Origin of the sequence: Nodosilinea sp. AN01ver1 (assembly GCF_050565655.1) — a bacterium.
GTDB lineage: Bacteria > Cyanobacteriota > Cyanobacteriia > Phormidesmidales > Phormidesmidaceae > Nodosilinea.
Genome location: NZ_JBNXVS010000005.1, coordinates 22,332 through 40,964 on the forward strand (window position 1 = coordinate 22,332; position 18,633 = coordinate 40,964).

General features: G+C 55.1%; 15 protein-coding genes and 1 pseudogene. 4 read left to right on the forward strand and 12 right to left on the reverse strand.

The features are described 5' to 3' along the window. Positions 1-45: 45 nt before the first annotated feature. The 3 genes from ACQ4N7_RS06335 to ACQ4N7_RS06345 form a co-directional block, all read right to left on the reverse strand. Complete coding sequence (locus ACQ4N7_RS06335; protein WP_430710770.1) at positions 46-1,347, reverse strand: hypothetical protein; 1,302 nt, start codon at positions 1,345-1,347, stop codon at positions 46-48. A 129-nt stretch (positions 1,348-1,476) separates the two neighbouring features. Beyond that, positions 1,477-1,926 carry a CAAD domain-containing protein gene (locus tag ACQ4N7_RS06340; RefSeq protein ID WP_430710771.1) on the reverse strand — a complete coding sequence of 150 codons (450 nt, stop codon included), beginning with the start codon at positions 1,924-1,926 and terminating at the stop codon, positions 1,477-1,479. A 234-nt stretch (positions 1,927-2,160) separates the two neighbouring features. Beyond that, positions 2,161-2,337 (reverse strand): hypothetical protein, encoded by a 177-nt coding sequence (locus ACQ4N7_RS06345; protein ID WP_430710772.1) that lies wholly within the window; start codon positions 2,335-2,337, stop codon positions 2,161-2,163. On the opposite strand from ACQ4N7_RS06345, the gene hflX reads away from it, so the two are divergent. The 4 genes and pseudogenes from hflX to ACQ4N7_RS06365 all read left to right on the forward strand — a co-directional run bounded on the left by hflX (position 2,331) and on the right by ACQ4N7_RS06365 (position 5,677). Further along, complete coding sequence (gene hflX / locus ACQ4N7_RS06350) at positions 2,331-4,097, forward strand: GTPase HflX (protein WP_430710773.1); 1,767 nt, start codon at positions 2,331-2,333, stop codon at positions 4,095-4,097. The genes ACQ4N7_RS06345 and hflX overlap by 7 nt on opposite strands. Positions 4,098-4,183: 86 nt before the next feature. Next, positions 4,184-4,420 carry a type II toxin-antitoxin system Phd/YefM family antitoxin gene (locus ACQ4N7_RS06355; RefSeq protein ID WP_430710774.1) on the forward strand — a complete coding sequence of 79 codons (237 nt, stop codon included), beginning with the start codon at positions 4,184-4,186 and terminating at the stop codon, positions 4,418-4,420. Beyond that, positions 4,417-4,679 (forward strand): annotated as a pseudogene (locus tag ACQ4N7_RS06360) (Txe/YoeB family addiction module toxin). The gene ACQ4N7_RS06355 and the pseudogene ACQ4N7_RS06360 overlap by 4 nt, the downstream one beginning before the upstream one ends. Positions 4,680-4,717: 38 nt before the next feature. Next, entirely contained in the window at positions 4,718-5,677 is a 960-nt protein-coding gene (locus tag ACQ4N7_RS06365) for a bestrophin family protein (protein ID WP_430710775.1), read from the forward strand. 143 nt (positions 5,678-5,820) lie between these two features. Here the strand turns inward: ACQ4N7_RS06365 and ACQ4N7_RS06370 are convergent, their stop codons facing one another. The 9 genes from ACQ4N7_RS06370 to hpsJ-C (ACQ4N7_RS06410) form a co-directional block, all read right to left on the reverse strand. Then, positions 5,821-6,780, reverse strand: coding sequence for a 3'(2'),5'-bisphosphate nucleotidase (locus tag ACQ4N7_RS06370; RefSeq protein ID WP_430710776.1), 960 nt, complete (start codon positions 6,778-6,780; stop codon positions 5,821-5,823). A gap of 178 nt (positions 6,781-6,958) precedes the next feature. After that, positions 6,959-8,857 carry an SLC13 family permease gene (locus ACQ4N7_RS06375; protein WP_430710777.1) on the reverse strand — a complete coding sequence of 633 codons (1,899 nt, stop codon included), beginning with the start codon at positions 8,855-8,857 and terminating at the stop codon, positions 6,959-6,961. Positions 8,858-9,244: 387 nt separating this feature from the next. Next, a complete protein-coding gene (cysC, locus tag ACQ4N7_RS06380) occupies positions 9,245-9,808 on the reverse strand; it encodes an adenylyl-sulfate kinase (RefSeq protein ID WP_430710778.1) in 564 nt (187 codons plus the stop codon). 149 nt (positions 9,809-9,957) lie between these two features. Then, positions 9,958-11,139: a sulfate adenylyltransferase gene (sat, locus tag ACQ4N7_RS06385; protein ID WP_430710779.1), complete on the reverse strand. Its 1,182-nt coding sequence runs from the start codon at positions 11,137-11,139 to the stop codon at positions 9,958-9,960. Between the two features lie 432 nt (positions 11,140-11,571). After that, a complete protein-coding gene (gene hpsJ-C / locus ACQ4N7_RS06390; RefSeq protein WP_430710780.1) occupies positions 11,572-12,201 on the reverse strand; it encodes an HpsJ-like protein, cyanoexosortase C-associated in 630 nt (209 codons plus the stop codon). Between the two features lie 526 nt (positions 12,202-12,727). Continuing rightward, entirely contained in the window at positions 12,728-15,304 is a 2,577-nt protein-coding gene (locus tag ACQ4N7_RS06395; RefSeq protein ID WP_430710781.1) for a DUF4347 domain-containing protein, read from the reverse strand. A gap of 472 nt (positions 15,305-15,776) precedes the next feature. After that, positions 15,777-16,547, reverse strand: a complete 771-nt coding sequence (locus tag ACQ4N7_RS06400; protein ID WP_430710782.1) for a cistern family PEP-CTERM protein — start codon at positions 16,545-16,547, stop codon at positions 15,777-15,779. 495 nt (positions 16,548-17,042) lie between these two features. Next, positions 17,043-17,960: a cyanoexosortase C gene (gene crtC, locus ACQ4N7_RS06405; RefSeq protein WP_430710783.1), complete on the reverse strand. Its 918-nt coding sequence runs from the start codon at positions 17,958-17,960 to the stop codon at positions 17,043-17,045. A gap of 10 nt (positions 17,961-17,970) precedes the next feature. After that, positions 17,971-18,576, reverse strand: a complete 606-nt coding sequence (gene hpsJ-C / locus ACQ4N7_RS06410; protein WP_430710784.1) for an HpsJ-like protein, cyanoexosortase C-associated — start codon at positions 18,574-18,576, stop codon at positions 17,971-17,973. Positions 18,577-18,633: the final 57 nt, after the last annotated feature.

Below are 18,633 nucleotides of genomic sequence, written 5' to 3' on the forward strand. Positions count from 1 at the left end.
AGCCAATTCTCTCCATCGTCCTCATCTCCTCATCGTCCTCATGCCTTAACTTCCCTGCCGCCGCTGCTCCAGCAACCGCTGCCACTCGGCATCGAGTTTGTCTTTCTGCTCGATTTCCTGGTCAGTCAGGTCGCTCTCGGTGGTGTAGGCCAGGTTGTCGGTACCCAGCACTGTCTGCCCGGTGAGGGTTTCGGCAAAGGCGAGCTTTTCGCGCTGGTCTGGCGTCAGCTGGTCGAGTGCTGCGGCCCGCTGCTCGCGGTCGGCGTTGCGCGCCTCAATGCGCTGGTTTTGCCGCTGCACCCAGAAGTAGCGCACCAGGGGAATGCCCAAGAAGGCCGAGCCGTAGCCCAGCAGCACCCAGTAGAGGGAATTGGCCAGGGCGACAATGCCCCCCAATTGGTAGACCAGCGTCTGGTCTTGCAGCAGGCTGCCCAGCACCAGCGCCCCAATCAGGTTGACCCCACCCAGACCGGCAGCGGCCATGATCTGGCCCGAGCTGGCCTGGCTAAAGCGGCGAGGAATTTCGCGCAAAAACTGGGGTGGCCGCAGGCGACGGCGCTCGTTGGCGGTCACCTGTAGTTCTGGAAACTGATAGGCGATGCCGCCCTGTGGGCTGACCTGGGGCACCCCGTTAAAGCGGCTCAGCACCGGCACCATAAAGTCTTCGAGATCCCGGTCCCAGCCTTTGCCCAAATCATCCAGAAAAGGAGTGATTTGCTCAGCGACCACGGCCCCGCCACTGGCCTGAATCACCTGGGCAATGCTCTGCCAGCGGCGATCGCTGAGGTCGGCATTGGGGTCACCATCGCCAAACAAAAACGAGAACACCGCCTCTAAAAAGTTCATTTCGCTCTTGGTGCGGGGCGGACGGCGGCGATCGCTCCTGGGGTCAAACAGCCAAAAAATGTCTGGCCCCAGCCAGATGCGGGGCAGGAAGATCATGCCGCCGCCGCCACCGCCGCGATCGTTGTCGTCGCGCCCGGCGCTGCTGGCCGCGATCGCTATCACGGCAATCGCCACCACAATCAGCACCAGCGACAAAATCAGCAGAATGCCAAAGGAAATGCGGATCAGGTAAAACAGGACCCGCCACACCTTTTCCCAGGCCGCCTGCCATCGCAGCCGCCAGGACTTGCTCCACAGGATGGCCTGAATATTTTTAGGGAAGACGTAGGCGATCTCGCCCGACTCGGCCACTTGAAGGTGCGCCTGCACCTCAGAGGCCAGGGCCAATACCCCCTGCTGCGCCTCCATCAAAGGCATACCGGCTTCAGCGGCCACATCGCCTACGGTTACCCGATAGCCCAAACGCTCTACGGCTTGGGTAATTGTCTTTGTCTGCGCCATTTCTTGCGCCATAAGCAAACGAACCCCCTGGGCTCTAACGACCGCGCAACCACCCGTTGCATCTACAACCAGTATAGGAAGGGCGATCGCGAATTACAGGGGGCAGTTAACCGTACCGAGATTGTCGACTTAGCCTTTCCCCAACACCTGGTCGCGGATGGCGGCAATGTCGCCCAGCAGCTCTTGCCGATTGGAGGCTTTGAGCAGGTAGCGATAGAGGAACCAGCCGCTATAGATCAGCCCAATGAGTTCGAAGGTGGGGGCCAGCAGCGGAAAATCGTTAATGGCGTCGAGCAGAGCCAGCACCAGCTTAACCGCAATAATGGCGGCAATAATCAAACCTACCGTCACAATGGGCCGACGATAGCGCTTAAAAAATACAGACACGTAGTCTGGCAGATCGCCCAGCAGCCCAGACACTTTGTCCCACACTATCTGCACCTGGCGGGTGGCCTCTTCTCCCAGGCTCTCAGCGGTCGATTCTGACGTTGCTACGTCAACTACTGAATCGTCAAGTACCGGGTCGGGAACCGGCGTTACGGGCTCTGTAAATGCAGTATCCGATTGATAGTCACTCATGACGGCTTATCCCAGGGGCTTAGTTAAGGTCTAATAGTATGCCGAGCCCAGCTCAGGAAATGTAGCTTCCACAGACAGAACCCCACTTCTCAAATGGGCTCGGAGTCAAACTCGAAACAAGGATACACCCAATTCTCATTGAGCGTATTCAACTTTAGGAGTGTTATAGACCGAAACCGGCCAATTTTCAATTTTTTTACCCTGGTCAGATGCCCAGGCCAGGCCCCGGACGGCCTATTCGCCTGAGAGCCCCTCTAAAGAATCTAAATACTTGTAAAGCCGTTTGCGATCGACCACAAAACCGGGATCGAGCCGATCGCTCTGATCCTGCCGCCGAGCTGAGGTTGACCAGCGAATAAAGCTACCCTGGCGGCGATCGCCAGCGCGATCGTTAGAATATTGTGATGTCATGGCTGTCGTTGACGCTCTCACTTCGGCCCCATTACTATGGCATATCCCATCGATCCCAGGAGGGAACTAGCCCTATCGAAACGGTTTACGGAAATCTGAAGGGTCTCAAACCCAGCCAGCTCAAGCAGCTTCAGCGCCTCTACCACCAGCGGCTGCCGGGCGATTGCGTGGTCACCCCCGAGTTTGCCCAGCGGCTGGCAGCGGTCAGCACCGACCTCGACAGCCCCCTGTGCGCCTACATCAACCGGCGCGGTCAGGTGATTCGCGTCGGCGTGGGTACGCTCAGGCAAACCCAAATTCCGCCCTCAGAGCTGCCGCGCTACGGGGCCGAGCGCCTCAGCGGCATTCGCTGCGTAACTACCCAGTTTGAGCTCGACCCGCCCAGCGAGGCCATTCTCACCACCATGGCCCTGCAGCGGCTCGACGTGCTGGCGGTGCTGGCGCTGACGGGCACCGGCTTTACCCGCCGGGGCGGCGGTGCCACGGGCTACATTCAAAATGCCTACCTGGCTCACCTGGTGCCCCACCCCGAGCAGCGCTGGCTGGTATCAGACCCCATGGATTTGGAGGATCTCGCTCAGCAGGACTTTCTCGCCCTGGCCGAAGGGCTAGAGGCCGAGTTTAGCCGCGCGTTTACGGCGCTACAGGTAGAGGACGAGCGCGATCGCGTCCTCGTCGTCGGTCTTTTTACTCAGGATCAGAGCGACGACCACTTTCACACCCGCCTTGAAGAGCTAGAGCGCCTGGTCGACAGCGCTGGTGGCGAAGTGATGGACACCCTTTACCAAAAACGCCCCCGCCCTCATCCCCAGACCGTACTGGGAGCCGGTAAGGTGCAGGAAGTTGCTCTGGCTGCCCAAACCGTGGGGGCCAACCTGATCGTGTTCGATCGCGATCTGTCGCCCATGCAGGTGCGTAACCTGGAAGACATGGTGGGCCTGCGCGTGGTCGATCGCACCGAACTCATTCTCGATATCTTTGCCCAGCGGGCCAAAACCGGGGCCGGTAAGCTCCAGGTCGAACTGGCCCAGCTCGAATACCAGATGCCTCGACTCAAAGGGCGCGGCCAGGCCATGTCGCGGCTGGGGGGCGGCATTGGCACCCGTGGCCCCGGTGAAACCAAGCTAGAAACCGAGCGCCGCGCCATTCAGCGCCGCATCAATAAGCTGCAGCAGGAGGTCAACCAGCTCCAGGCCCATCGCGCCCGCCTGCGCCACCGCCGCCAGGACGACAACCTGCCCTCGATCGCCGTGGTGGGCTACACCAACGCGGGCAAGTCAACCCTGGTCAACACCCTGACCAACTCCGAGGTCTACGCCGCCGACCAGCTGTTTGCCACCCTCGACCCCACCACCCGCCGCCTGGCCATTACCGACCCCGAGACCAACGAAACTACCCAGCTAGTGGTCACCGACACCGTGGGCTTTATCGAAGAGCTGCCCGCCTCGCTGATGGATGCCTTTCGCGCCACCCTCGAAGAAGTGACCGAAGCCGATGCCCTGCTGCATGTGGTCGATGTGTCGCACCCGGCCTGGCAAGACCAGATTCACTGGGTGATGCGCATTCTCAAAGACATGCCGATTGTGCCGGGGCCAATGCTGCTGGTGTTTAACAAGGCTGACCGGGTCAGCAGCGAAACCCTGGCGATCGCCCAGGAAGAATACCCCAACGCCCTATTTATCTCCGCCACCGAGCGCATGGGCCTGGAGACGCTGCGATCGCGCTTGCTGCAGCTGATCGACTATGCCGTCACGGTCTGAGCCTGTACTTCAGCGGCCAGATCGAAAATAGCGTGAGCTATGGTTAGGAAAGCCACGGTAAATTCTCAATAAAGGCGTGATTCCTCATGCTGCCTATACATGAAGCCCAGTCACAGTTATCTGAGCTAATTGAATCAGTGAGTCAGTCCCATCAACCGATTGTGATTTCCAGTCAGCACGGTAACGCTGTTTTGTTGTCGGAGTCAGACTGGAACGCCGTACAGGAAACGCTTTACCTGCTGTCAATTCCAGGCATGCGAGAGTCGATCAGAGCAGGGTTAGATACCCCAATCGAAGACTGCGCCCAGGAGCTGGATTGGTGACTTGGCGACTGGTTTACACCAGACAAGCTCAGAAAGATGCCAAGAAACTTGCAGCTAGCAATCTCCGCTACAAAGCACAAGAATTGCTGGATATCGTTCAGGGCAATCCCTATCAAAATCCGCCACCTTACGAAAAGCTCGTTGGCGATCTTGCAGGAGCCTATTCACGCCGAATTAATATTCAGCATGCCTCGTTTACGAAGTTATAGAGGCTGAAAATACCGTAAAAGTTCTGCGGATGTGGACCCATTACGGCTGAGTGTAGTATCTCTTGAAGTTATGAGGGAGAGTTAGCGGGTGCCCGATCAAACGACCAAGCGCGACGTTCGCCGCTACGAGCAGGACTGGTTCAGGCTGCTGTTTAGCGTGCGGGGATCGGTAATTCCGGCGGTCATGCCTCGGGTGCTGCTGTGCGCGGCTTTCTCAGTAGGCATTTTGCTGCTCTACGCTCGGGGCTGGCCGGTGGCGTCGCCAATTTTGGGGTCGCTGGTGCCCAGCCTGGTGCTGGGTCTGCTGCTGGTGTTTCGCACCAACACCTCCTACGAGCGGTTTTGGGAGGGGCGCAAGCTGTGGGGCAGCGTGGTGAATTTGACCCGCAACCTGGCCCGGCAAATGTGGGTGGCGATCGCTACGCCTGAACCCGGCGATCGCGAGGCCAAGCTAGCTGCCGTGCGCCTGCTGCCCGCCTTTGCCGTCGCGATGAAGCTGCACCTGCGCGGCGAGCCCCCCAGTGCCGAACTGGCCAATTTGCTAAGCGCCGATCAGTTTGCCAAACTGCGGCAGATGAATAGCCCCCCTCTAGAAATTGCCTTTTGGGTGGCCGACTACCTGCAAACCCAGCAGGCGCGAGGCACCCTCAACCCCTACCAGCTCACCTACTGCCTGGAGACTCTGGATGGCCTCGTCGATGCCCTGGGCGGCTGCGAGCGCATTTTGAGAACCCCTGTGCCGGTGGCCTACAGCATTCACCTCAAGCAGCTGCTGATGCTGTACTGCCTGGCCCTGCCCTTTCAAATGGTGGACTCGGTGGGCTGGGGTACGCCCCTGCTGGTGGGGCTGATTAGCTTTGCGGTATTTGGCATTGAAGAGATCGGCATTGAGATCGAAAACCCCTTCGGCCACGACCCCAACGACCTGCCGCTAGACGCGATCTGCCGCACCATGCAGCAGAATATTGAGGATTTGATCTCGCTGGTGCCGGGAGTGGGGCGAGATCAAAGCGTACCCGCTGGGGAATCGCGGCGCAGTAGCCAGTAGTTGAGTGCCTTTTACCTGAACATTTACCCCCGGCGATCGCTTAATCCTGGGAACTCAGGTTATACAAAATCTTGCCTTCCTACGCCCGATTTGCAGGGGCAAACGGTTGTTTGCCCCTACAGGGTACTTGTCCTAATTTCGTTCTAGTTCAAGGCCTTGAGCACATCCTCGTGGATAGCGCCATTGCTCACGACTACCCCTCGGTTGTTTTCAAACCGGGCTGATTTGGCAAAGTCTAAAGGGTTGCCGTGCATGTCAGTAACCTTGCCCCCGGCCTCTTGCACAACCAGGGTGCCCGCTGCATGATCCCAAATTTTCTCTCGATAGTCAGGGGTCTTAGGCGAGGGCAGACGCAGGTACAGCGCCGCTTGTCCGGCGGCAACGGCGGCGTACTTGGCCTGGCTATCCATGCGAATGGATGGGGCGGTAATTCCCGCCGCTGCCGCAACCGCCTTTTGCTGAGTCTGATCGCCGTGGCCCGATTCAACACTTTCAACAAAACGCAGGCGCTCTACATCGGTTGCGTTGGCCACGTGAATGGGTTTGGGTGTGCCGCCAGCCAGGGGCATCATGACGGTGCCTTCGCCCCGCACCGCCGCAAATAGCAAACCGGGTTCCTGGCCATCAAAGCTGAGAAAGGGGCAGCCCAGCACCCCGACTTTCAGGTCACCATCGACCACTAGAGCCAGAGCGATCGCATACTGATCACCCCGTAAAAAGCCTTTGGTGCCGTCAATGGGGTCGAGAGTCCAGTAGCGGGATGCAACCTCGCCGTTGCCGTGGTCAATCCAGCTCAGTACGTCGTCATCGGTTGCCCCAGCAATAACGCGGTTAACTTGAGCGGTAACGCTGGCTAAAACTGGCGCTAGGGCTGGCTCACTGAGCGTAGCGGCATCTTCTTCACCCACGACAGCATCTTGCGGAAAGGCCGTGGCCAACGCTCTACAAATAATGGCCTGCGAGCCATAGTCGGCGACGGTCACCGGGCTTTTATCCTGTTTCTCAATTGCCTCGGGCACCATTTCTAATCGCACTGCTTCGCAGAGCGTTGCCGCCTGCCGAACGGCTTCAATAGCAACTTTTCTCTCTTGTTCGTAAGCCATAAAACCTCAGGTTAATTAGGAATATAGTTTTATCTTTATCGTGCCAACGCTCCAGCGTTGACACCACCTCCCCGGACGCTCCTGCGTCTCCTCAGGCGGGGGCGCAGGAGCGCCATTTGAAGCATTCCTCGCAGAGCGCAGGAACGATATGAACAATTAGCCAAGCCATTATGGCGGGCTAAAACGGAAAGGCCAGGGGCGTCACCACGACTGTAATCAGCCAAAACAGCAGATTGATAGGAATACCGACCCGTAAAAAATCGGTAAATCGGTATCCGCCAGGGCCGTAGACCATCAAGTTGGTTTGATAACCAATGGGGGTGGCAAAGCTAGCCGAGGCCCCGACCATAATGGCAATCACAAAGGGCATAAAATCGACGCCTAAGCTCTTGGCCAGGGCGATCGCCACCGGAAAGATCAGCGCCGCCGCCGCATTATTGGTGACAATTTCGGTTAATAGCGTAGTGGCACCATAGACCAAAACTAACGCCACCCAGGGGTTGCTGTCGGCTGGCCCCAGCAACACATCGGCCATTGCTGTCGCCACTCCGGTTGAATCCATCGCTTGCCCCAGCCCCAGGGAGGCCGCAATCACCAGCAGCACCGACCACTCAATGCTCGCAAGAGCTTTGTGGGGAGAGCAACAGCCCGTAGCCACCATCACAACCGCCGCCAAAATTGCCGCATGCAGCATCGACATCCAGCCAAAGGAGGCCAGCACAATCATGCCCAGCATAGTGAACAGGGCTATGGGGGCCTTGTCGTGGTTAATAGGGGTCGAATCGGGCACCGTGCTGACCAGATAGAAATCTTTAGAGGAGCGATACTGAGCCTCAAACACGGGGTTAGCTTCGAGCAGCAGGGCATCGCCAGTGCGCAGGCGAATATCGCCAATTTTGCCCCGCAGCCGCTCGCCGTTACGAGCTACGGCCAGCACCACGGCGTTGTAGCGGGTGCGAAACTCGCCCTCTCGCACCGTTTTGCCAACCAGGGGGCAGGTATCTGAGACAACGGCCTCGGTCAGGCAGCGCCCCAGGCGAGGGGTATCGAGCTTAAACACCTGGTCGGTGGCCGGTTGTAGCCCCCGCAGCCGATGCAGATCAACAATCGAATCGATCGCCCCCACAAACACCAGCTGATCGTCATCGCGCAGCACTTCCTTAGGGCCAACAGCGGGGATGACCTGCGGGCCACGCACAATTTCGGCCAGGTAGAGCCCTGGCAGATGGCGCAGCCCCGCTTGCTCTACCGTTTTACCGGCCATGGGGCTTCCGGCAGGCACGCACATCTCTAAGGTGTACTGACGAGGGTCATCGCTGGTGTTGAAGGCCGACTTGCGGTTGGGCAACAGCCAGCGCTGGGTCAGCAGTAAAAAGATGAAGGCGGCGATCGCGCAGGGCACTCCCACCCAGGCAATATCCAGCAGGCCAATACCGCTGCCAGTGGCATCAATGAGCAGACCGTTGACCACCAGGTTGGTGCTGGTGCCAATCAGGGTACAAACCCCGCCAAAAATTGAGGCATAGCTGAGCGGAATCATTAGCTTAGACGGGTTGATCTTGAGCTTGCGGCACCAGTCCCCCACGACTGGAATAAACATCGCCACAACCGGAGTGTTGTTGAGCACCGCGCTCAAACCCATCACCGGCACCATCAGCCTCACCATCGCTCGCTTTTGGCTTTTGGGCAACCCCAGCACCTGTTGAGAAACCCAGGTCAATCCGCCGGTTTGCTGAAGCCCAGCGACGACGACATAAAGCACCCCCACGGTGACCATACCGGCGTTGCTAAAGCCTGCCAACGCGGTGTCAGCATCCAGAATGCCTGTAATTAACAAGACGGCCAGCCCCCCCAAAAAAACAATTTCGGCAGGCAGGTTGGTGAGGGCATTGGCTCCAAAGGTGAGGGCGATGGTAGCTAACGTCAACCAACCCTGCCACGACAGTCCTAATGATGCGTCAGGGTTGAGGTGCCCCAGAGCAACGACAGCCAGCCCCACCCCAGCCAGGGCTATCCATAATCCATACGAGTTAGGTTTAAATGTTAGTCGCCATTGCCTAATCTGCCTGATTTGCATAGTGCAATGTCTCGCTTTAATAAATGACTAAAGACTATTTTCAGGACACATCAAACAGAGAGATTTTGTTCCATCGAACCCGCCGAAAGCTCGATCATACGTAGGGTGCGTTCCCGGCCCCAGACTGACTCTGCAAACAGGCAAAATCTCTGCCCTGGCCGTAACGCACCGCTTACATCAAGGGAGCATCTCGATACGGTAATACGCTTTGCCCTGGCCGTAACGCACCGCTTACGTCAAGCGAGTATCTCGATACCGTAAGCGGTGCATTGCGGCCCCAATGCAGAATTTGCGAGGCCTTGCGCGGATTTCTAGGCCGAGAATGCACCCTACACATGGAGCAGACTCTGGGAAAAAGCGCACCTTTGACCGGCAGAAGAACGCGGCTTAAACCAACGCCTCGGCCCGTCGGTGGGTTTGCAGATAGGGCTGCAGCGCCGCCATCACCTTAGCGACGCTTTCTTCCAAGGTTTCCTGGTGAGTTTGGCAATTAATGTCAGGATTTAGCGGTGCCTCATAGGGGTCGTCGATGCCGGTAAAGCCTTTGATTTCACCTGCTCTGGCCCGCTTATACAGCCCTTTGACATCGCGCTCTTCGCACACGTCGAGCGGGGCGCTGACATAAACCTCTAAAAAGTCGCCAATGCGATCGCGCACTTCCTCACGCACCTCCCGGTAGGGCGAAATCGCTGACACCAGCACAATCACACCGTTGCGTGTTAGCAGGTGAGAGACAAAGCCAATTCGACGAATATTTTCATCGCGATCTTCTCGGCTAAACCCCAGCCCTTTCGTTAAATTAGTGCGCACAATGTCGCCATCCAAAATTTCTAGGCTATAGCCCTCGCTCTTCAGCTTTTCGGCCAGAGCCTGGGCGATCGTAGATTTTCCAGCACCGCTCAACCCGGTAAACCAAACCGTTACACCACGCTGTTGCATAATATTTCTCACACTATTAAACAGTAGGGTGGGCACTGCCCACCATCAGTCTTCGCAGTAGTCAGTGGCAGGTTGGGTGAAACAACGTGAAACCCAACAAGGGTTGGGATCGTTGGGTGCCGCTGCGCTCCACCCAACCTACAGCCTCAAACGAGGGGTTCTTAGCTCACCCCGGCGGGCACCTGCATAGCGCGGGCTAGCTCAGCCGCCACCTCAGGACGGGAGAACTGCGGCGGTGGCAGCTCACCCCGGCGCAGCATTTCGCGCACTTTGGTACCCGACAGGTGAACTCGTTCCTCGGGGGAGCTGGAGCTGGTTTTGCTGGTAGCCATCTGCTCGGTGCGGGTGCAGTAAAAGGCGTGCTCAAACTTCATGGGCACAATGCCCAGTTCCCCTGGCTTAAACTCATCGAAGATGTGCTGGGCGTCGTAGGTGCCGTAGTAATCACCCACCCCAGCATGGTCGCGACCCACAATAAAGTGGGTGCAGCCGTAGTTTTTGCGCACCAGAGCGTGGAAAATGGCTTCGCGCGGTCCGGCATAGCGCATCGCCGCCGGGTTAATCGCCAAAATCACCCGGTCTTCAGGGAAGTATTTTTCCAGCAAAATTTCGTAGCAGCGCATGCGCACATCGGCGGGGATGTCGTCGCTTTTGGTCGCTCCCACCAACGGGTGCAGAAACAGTCCGTCTACGGTTTCGAGCGCACATTTTTGAATGTACTCGTGGGCACGGTGGATGGGGTTGCGGGTTTGAAAGCCCACGATGGTTTTCCAGCCCTTGGCCTCAAACATAGCCCGCGATGCTGCGGGGTCAATTTGATACTGAGGAAACTGCGGGTGGGGCTGACGCTCTAGTAGCCACACCGGCCCGGCCAGGTTTACTTCGCCCTGGGCGTAAACCACGGCAACGCCGGGGTGCTTGTCTTCGGTAGTGCGATAGACCTGCTGGGCTTCGTGGGCTTTGTCGTAGGTGTACTTTTCGGTTAGCTCCAGTACACCAATGAACTCACCGCGCTCGTTGTCGAGACGCACCAGGGTGCCCTCGTTTAGGCTATCGGCTACGTTTTGAGAGACCGACAGGGTAATGGGTACCGACCAGGGCAGCCCGCTGGATAGATACATGTCGTTGACTACGCCGGTATAGTCGGCCTGGCCCATAAACCCGGTCAGGGGGCTAAAGGCCCCGATTGCAATCATTTCGAGGTCGGACTGCGATCGCGCATCGAGCTGCACCCGAGGCAGCACGTCTGCTTGAGATAAAAACTCCTGGCGCTGGGCCGCAGTAGCCGTACGATTGATCAACTCACCGCCGTGGGGGGCAATTGTAGAATTCAATGGCTTCAAAACAACCTCCTTTAGAGTTATCGGGTTAGCGTCAGGGTTGTACCCACCTCCACCGCCTCAGACAGTGACGGTTGGCTCAGCCCACTGGCGTCAAACCCCTAGTGCTTTACATCTAAAACTTTCGATAGCAGCACCAAACTACAGCTTTCGCCGGTTCTACTTTGATTTAGCTCAAATCTGAGTAGAACAACGATGCTAAATATCTTTACGTCCATCCATTAAAGGCTCAGGCTAAATCTTCAAATCTCTCAGTATTTTTCCTGAGGTTTAGCGTTACCTAAGCCTTTATTAAAGATATTGAAAACAGTCCGGATTTAGAAACTGCCGGATTAATTAACTGTTACGGCATCGCGATCGCGCACCCACAGATTAACGATGCTTACCTCAGCAAAAGGGCTACCGAACAAACAGGCTTAAATCTGTTTGCTAAACCTATCGCCGCATTTTCTTGGTGCTGCGCATGCCACCTCGCCCTTTTGCGCCCGCCGACAGACGGCCTAGGCTAAGTAAGCTAATACCTACTACCGCAAAGTTACTGGTGCTGGCCACCCCACTTCGCGTAATGCTAGTTTTAGCGTTTTGCCGAAGGGTTTCAGCCTGGGTCTCAATTGCCCGCACCGCATTGGTAAAATCATCCTCGGTGGCGTTGGCGGTAATTTCAGGATTAGAACGACTGGCTTCAACCTGAGTTTCTAACTGTGAAACCTGGTTGCCAATATTGGCGATCGTTTGAGAATAAAGCGCAAAACTATCCCGCACAACCAGCATGCCCATAAGCAAGAAGAATGCGCCCAAACCTAACGATAGGTAGGCCAGTAGTTTTCGCAGGCCCTGACTTTCCCAGGCGCTATAGATTAAAAGGGCAATACCAATTAGCAACACAATGCTGCGATCGCCCATTTGTAGTAGCAGCCCGACTCGCCAAGCTGTACCCGCCCCCAGCGGAAAGACGAGAGCTGTCATATCGACAACAAAGCCCACAATACAAGTCATACCGACAATACGGGCAATACCTTGACCATCTACAAAGCTAGAAGAAACTGAATTCGAAGCACCAACCATATCAAAACTCCCGGTACATATCGCTGAGATTTAGGGCAGCAGGAGAGCCACTAAGTGAGTGCTCTTGACCAAACAACAGGGCGCTGTCATGGCAATACCTAACGCCCCAACCTCTCGTAGTCGCAGGTTGAGGCGCTACGCTGCACGACAGCGCATCCTACAGGTCATTTAGAGGCTACTTAGACTGCGGCCTTACCGAGCTTTTTTCGCTAAGCTGCGCCTAGTTCCGCCAGATTTTACGCAACTTTACTAAATATTTATGGGTTGGATATCCCTGCAAAGAGGTAAGTCTGATTACCTATACGACGCATTTCGACTCCGCTCAATGCTCGATCCGTTGCTGAGCAAGGGGTTGAGCACAGTCGTTCACGACGTGTCTCCCGCAGGGAGAAAACCCGGAAGCTTAAGCCGGGTTTAATTTGACCATCCTACTTATGTAAAAGCCTCTACCACAGTGGCAGAGGCTCCTGTAGCTTAACTACGCCGCTTGTTTTTGGTTGAATTACCCCTTGCTGGCTTAGAGCAGCTAAGCGAAGTAATTGGCAGCGTTTAATGTACCTGCGTTAGCATCCCCTCCGACCATTCGCAGCCCGGTGATATCGGCCACCAGATCGGTATTTTTAGAAAAGGCAGCGGCACCGTCGTTGATCGATAAAAACGTGCGGCTTCCCCAACGGAAAAACACCGCCTGGTTTGCTGCCATGGCCTGCGCTCCACTGGCAGACTGGTTTTTATCGCTATACGCAGCTAGAGCCGCCTGCTCTAGCGTCGTGCCAGTCTTCAAGCCAGCATTGAACACGCCCGTTGGCCGCTCAGACGTGAGCAAATTTTGGTTGTAATCAAGCTGAATGCGATCGCCTTGGGTGGCATCAAACCCAACAATGCGATCGAGCGCCGCCAGGGTTGACTGGCTCAGAGCCTCGGCCTGCGATCGCCCCGTATAGACAATGCGATCGGCCCCGGTACCGCCGGTCAGGGTATCGGCCCCGCCCAGGCCTAGAAGGGTATCGCTGCCGCCGCTGCCCAGGAGGCTATTGTTGGCTGAAGTACCCAAAAGAACGTCGATGCCGCTGCCGCCAGTCGTCGGCAGTCCGCCGCGCTCAAAGGCACCCACATCGGCTAGAGAATCGCGGCCAAACTGGCGCTGGTCTTGCGCGGGCACCCCAGTGCCTTTAACGCCGACATTGATAGCAGGACTACCTGCCAGCAGCGGATGCACCAGGTCGTCGCCAATCTTCATCAGCGGTCCTAGCTGCGGATCGACAATGCGACTGCTGGCCGCCACTCGTTTGCCAGACCCGCTGGGGGCCGGAAACTCAATGTTGCCGCCGCCATCGCGGGGAGGATAACCAACCTGATTTTGGCTGCGATCGCCTGCTGTATTAAATGCCACAATTGAGTTACGCAGGGTAATCGACCCCTTGTTGCTGTAGTTCATCCACAGCGCCCCATTGGCCCGTCCGGCTACATTGCCAACAATTGTGGCATTAGTGATATTGACCGGGGCAGCCGCATCCGTATTGAGAAACATCGCGCCGCCAGCGTCTTTGGTCACCCGATTTGCAGAAAAGGTGCTGTTAGTAACAGCGACGGCCTTCTTAGTCTGAACCCAAAGGCCACCCCCCTGGATCTCCGCCACGTTGTTGGCCATACCCACGTTATGCAGGGTAACCAGACCACCGTTTGCCTCTATCCCACCGCCGCGAGCCAGATTTTTACCGCTCAGGCTAACCGTATTTTTCAGCAGCGTGCTGTTTTCGACCACTAGTTTGTCTGAGCCATAACCCCAGGCGTAGATCGCGCCGCCGCCACCCTTAGCCCGATTGCCTTCAAACCAGCTGCCCTGAATCTGAACGGTGCCACCGCTGGTGGTGCCGGGGCCGCCGGGGCCAGCCCCATCGCTAAAAATCGCGCCGCCGCCGTTGCCAATGGCGGTATTGTCTTTAAAGACTGAGTTTTTGACCCTCACTGGCATTGAGATGTTGTAAAGCGCGCCGCCGTTGAAGCCCCGATTGTTGGTGAACCGAGAGTTTTCGATCACCAAAAAGCCGGAGCCGCCCGTTCCGCCCGCGCTGTTGGTCGAAATGGCCCCGCCGCTCTTGCCATTGTTGGTCAGGCTGCCATCGTTGCGGTCGAAGACACTATTTAAGATGGTGACCTGAGCCCCAGACCCCACCTGAAGCGCCCCGCCCCGCCCTGCCTTGTTGTTCTTAAGGAGGCTGTCAACCAGCGTAATCCGAGCAAAATTGCTGGCGTTGATGGCACCCCCCATACCGGGCACTTGGGCTCCCTTACCGTTGCCATTGATCAGGGTTAATCCCTTAAAGGTCGCCTTAATAGGCGTTTGAGAGGTTCCAACCTGAAAGATGCGGCTCGTGTTGTTGCCGCTGATAGTGAGGTTGGCAATTCCAGTGGCATCAATAGTTACGTCTCGATTGAGTACAAGCTCACCACTGGTCAGTTTGATGGTCTGATTCGCCAGCCCCGACGCAAACCTAATTACGCTGCCTGCTGGTGCCGACGCTAGGGCTGCCCGTAATGAACCTGCCCCGCTATTGGCGGCGTTAGTCACGGTTATTGTGGACAGGTTGCCAGCATAGCTGGTCTGGGCTTCGGCACTAAACGCAGTATTGGCCTCAACTTGGCCAGTTACCAGCTCAAACTTCCAGTCTCCGGCGGCACCGGTGATGTCATCAGAGGCGGCAACATCAGCTCCGGTCAGCTGGCTAAAGCGGTTCACAAACGACTGACCCACGCTGCCAGCGCCAACATCGCAACCGTAGAGCAAAATATCGGCGGTGGCAGATAAAGCGCTGCGCCAGTTGCCTAAAGCCGCACCGTAAGCATTGAGGCTATCGCCGCTGAGGGTAGTCGCCCCTAGCCGCAGGCTACCCGCCTCACCGTGGGAAACAATGTGGATGCTGTCTAGCTCGGTGAGCGATCGCAGGGTTTCGGTAATCTGACCAAGACCATCTCTAGCCGAGTCAAGAAAAACAATATCTAAGCCAGGTAATTTACCTTCCAGTAGGGTATCAACATCGGCTACAGCACCATCAATAAAGACAATACCTTTGCCACCAGCGGGAACACTTTGAGTCGTCATTTTTTCTCCAGGGAATCTGCGTCAAATGTCGTCTCATCGTGTGCTCCAAAAATCAAGAAATTACCTTTTGATTCAAATTCAAAAAGCTTTTTCAGTCCAAAAACTAACACAAAGCTTGAATCATGGCAAATTTATTTGCCCTCAAATTAAAATCAGGAAAGAAACAATGATTTTTAGCAAAAACACGTGAGACAACCCAAAAGCACGGGTAGATAAAGCCCTGAATAGTGAAGGAAGAGGAAATTGCGATCGCATCGACAACAACCAGTTCGTTCAACTATATGGGTTTAGACTAACTTTATAAAATCTTTAAAGTCGTCCGTACAACTACCGTCTTTATCTCTTGCACGTATCAAGCCTGTTTCTGTATTTTTGCTGGTGCTAATCGAACCTATCTAGCCACAAAAAAAGGGCGTAGCATAACTACACCCTTATGCGTTAAGAACGCTCGTCAAATCATTAAAGACAAGCTTTACGCCTCTTCAGCAGCATCACCCTGCTTTTTGCGCAGGGCCGCTACGCCAAGCCCCAGCAAACCGGGCAGCAGCGCCGGAGTCGGCACCACACCAGGATTACCGACTCCACTGGCATCGCCTAGCGTTATCCCATCGACAACGCCCTCGATACCTTGGTATCTGACGTAGAAATTACTCAGGGTAAAAGAAGTCACCCCAGGGGCGTTAAAGGCCAGGGTTGGCGAGAAGGAAAAAGAGTTGCCCTGTAGGACACCGCCGCCGCCACCGGCAGTGCAATTGTTGGCATTGCCGCCACCCTTGAAACAAATATCCAGGGAGCCGCCAGGGAAAATACCAGGTGTCTGGCCAGAAGCTTTGACAGTGCCATCACCGTTACTGCCAGCAAAATCAAAGGTTCCTTGACCGCTGGGAGTTGATACATCAAACCCGAAAATAGAAATTCTGGAATCCGTGATTCCTCCACCAGAATTGTTATTTACGATGATGTTGAACTGAGCCGCGTCAGACGAGAAATCAGTCAGGGTTAGGATAGCTTCCGCTTGTAGATCCTGCGTTTTGAGAGGATCTGAAGCATTATTTGCGCCAATTAGTCCACCGTAAAAAAATACAGTGAATGGTGTGTTTAGGCTTGTACTGTCCAGCGTAATTGTATTGGCATCGTAGTCAAAACTCAGAGCCTGTGCTGACTGGGCTGACAGCAGGTCGGCCCCTACCATAGCGCCAGTGGCCAAGGCCGCCAACAAAATCGAACTTGAAATAGATTTCATAGTCCTCAAAAGGGGTATTGGTGAACAAAGATCAGGAATGTCAGCGGACAATATTTTGTCTGAGCATTCTGATCAAAAATACAGGACATCAGCACTCGCACTGGAAATTGAGACTTTTAATGCCTCGGACACAGTGTCCTTGCCTATATGTCCTAGCTATTGCTGGTAGTGCCCCTTAAATCAAGAACTAGCGTTCATGGATTTTGGTAGTGCAAGAAAATTGGTTTTTGTTTCTCAGTATTTACCCATAAGGCAAGTATAAGCTGATCTCCGTACAAATGCTAGCCCCAAACTCGTGCTTCACCTAAGCTCTACAAACATAGCTTTTCTCTAATATAGCTCTATCTCTAGCCTAAGAATAGAAATTAAAAGATTCCCAGTCATCACAAGAACTGATTAGTAGCTAAAACAGCGTTTAATCCTAGTAGCAGAACACTCGTTCGGCTAAATTTCAGCCACCCTTAGTTTGAACAGAGTAACCTAATCAGCGCTCAATTAAGTCTTAGATTTTACAGCTTTTTCAGAGCGCTCAATCAGCGCCATCATTGCGTAATAGTATACCGTGAGCAAAACTCCAACAAAAATTTGGCCACCCCAAAAGCCGTGCCAAAAATTAAACCACCACTCGCCCCAGTACACGTGGGCAATAGTCACCAGCATCAGCCGAGGAATGTTAAACACCAGGGAAATTAGCGCAGCAACCACAATCAGCGCTGCCATCTGGCGAGGCTTTTGCTTGTATAAAATTCCCATAATGAACCCGGTTGCCGCAATTGAAAGCGCCATATCGAGGCCATTGCAACCCCAGCCCACCTCAACCGCGCCTTCCGGGAACGTAATATAAACCCCTTGCTGCACGGCGGGAAACCCAATTGCCCGCATCGCTACCGCACTGACCTCGGCCATCTTTATTTCTAAAAATTGGTAGGGGGCAACAAAATCCCAAATAAAGCGAGATACAAACCCAATCCGCGGATAGGTGGTTAGACCAATCAAAAAGGTTGGCACCCAAAATTGCCGAAATATACCTGCTCCCCAGGTGCTACAGGCTATGCCAGCTAAGATAATCATCCACAAAAATGCCTGTGGCCACAGCGCGAAGCGGCAAAAAGGGAATAGCCCTGCTCCAGCTACAATCAGCAGATGGCCTAGCAGTCGATCTTCCTCGGAAGCCTGTAATTTATTCAATACAGCGCGGCGATTCCAGAGTTCGGCACCCGCTAACAGCAGCATACACAAAATCAAGAACCAGCCCACCTTGCCCTGCAAAACTCTAGGCACTAGGTAGCCTATCCAGGCGGGTAGATAGCCCAAACCAACCGTTAGACCCAGCAACACAAATCGCCCGTGGCGATCGCTTGCAAGCGACGTAAACCAGGCTAGGGCAGGTTGCAGATATGTTTGCAGCTTCATAGGTCAAGAGTTATGTACTGCGAGTAGCCTTAGTACCAAAGCGACCCAGGCTTAAAAACCCCAGCCCAAGAACAATCTGGCTGCCTAAAACTGACACCATTGACTTGGTTGTGGTGCTGCGGGCAGTTTGCTTAAAGTCGCTGGCCTGGGCTTCAATCTGAACCAGTTCTTCATCCAGACGGCTCTGGGTGATTTCGGGAGGAAGGTCCGCAGATTGAATTTGGGATTGCAGTTGCTCAAGTTGGCTATCAATGTTGCCCAAAGCCTGATTTTGAAGCGTCAACGCATCCCGAATAACCAGTACTCCTGACAGCAGAAATAAAACACCACCAATCAGACAAACCAATGCCAGAATACGAGCCAGCGATCGCTGCTCTAAGCTGCCATATAAAATCAGCCCCGTTCCCAAAAACAGCAGAATTCCGCGTCCGCTAACCTGCTCCATAAGTCCAACCCGCCACTCTAAAGCCATCGGATCAGGTGGAATGGCAGATGTCAAAATATTGAGGATAAACCCAACGATACAAGCGATACCCACAACGGTAAAAACAGCCTTGGCTGTGTAGAGTGGGCCATTTGGTGTTGAGGCAACGGAAATTCCAGGGATACTGGTCATAGTGAAGATCAAAGGTAAACGCAACGTAGAGGCAAACGCGTCGCCTCAGCCATTTCT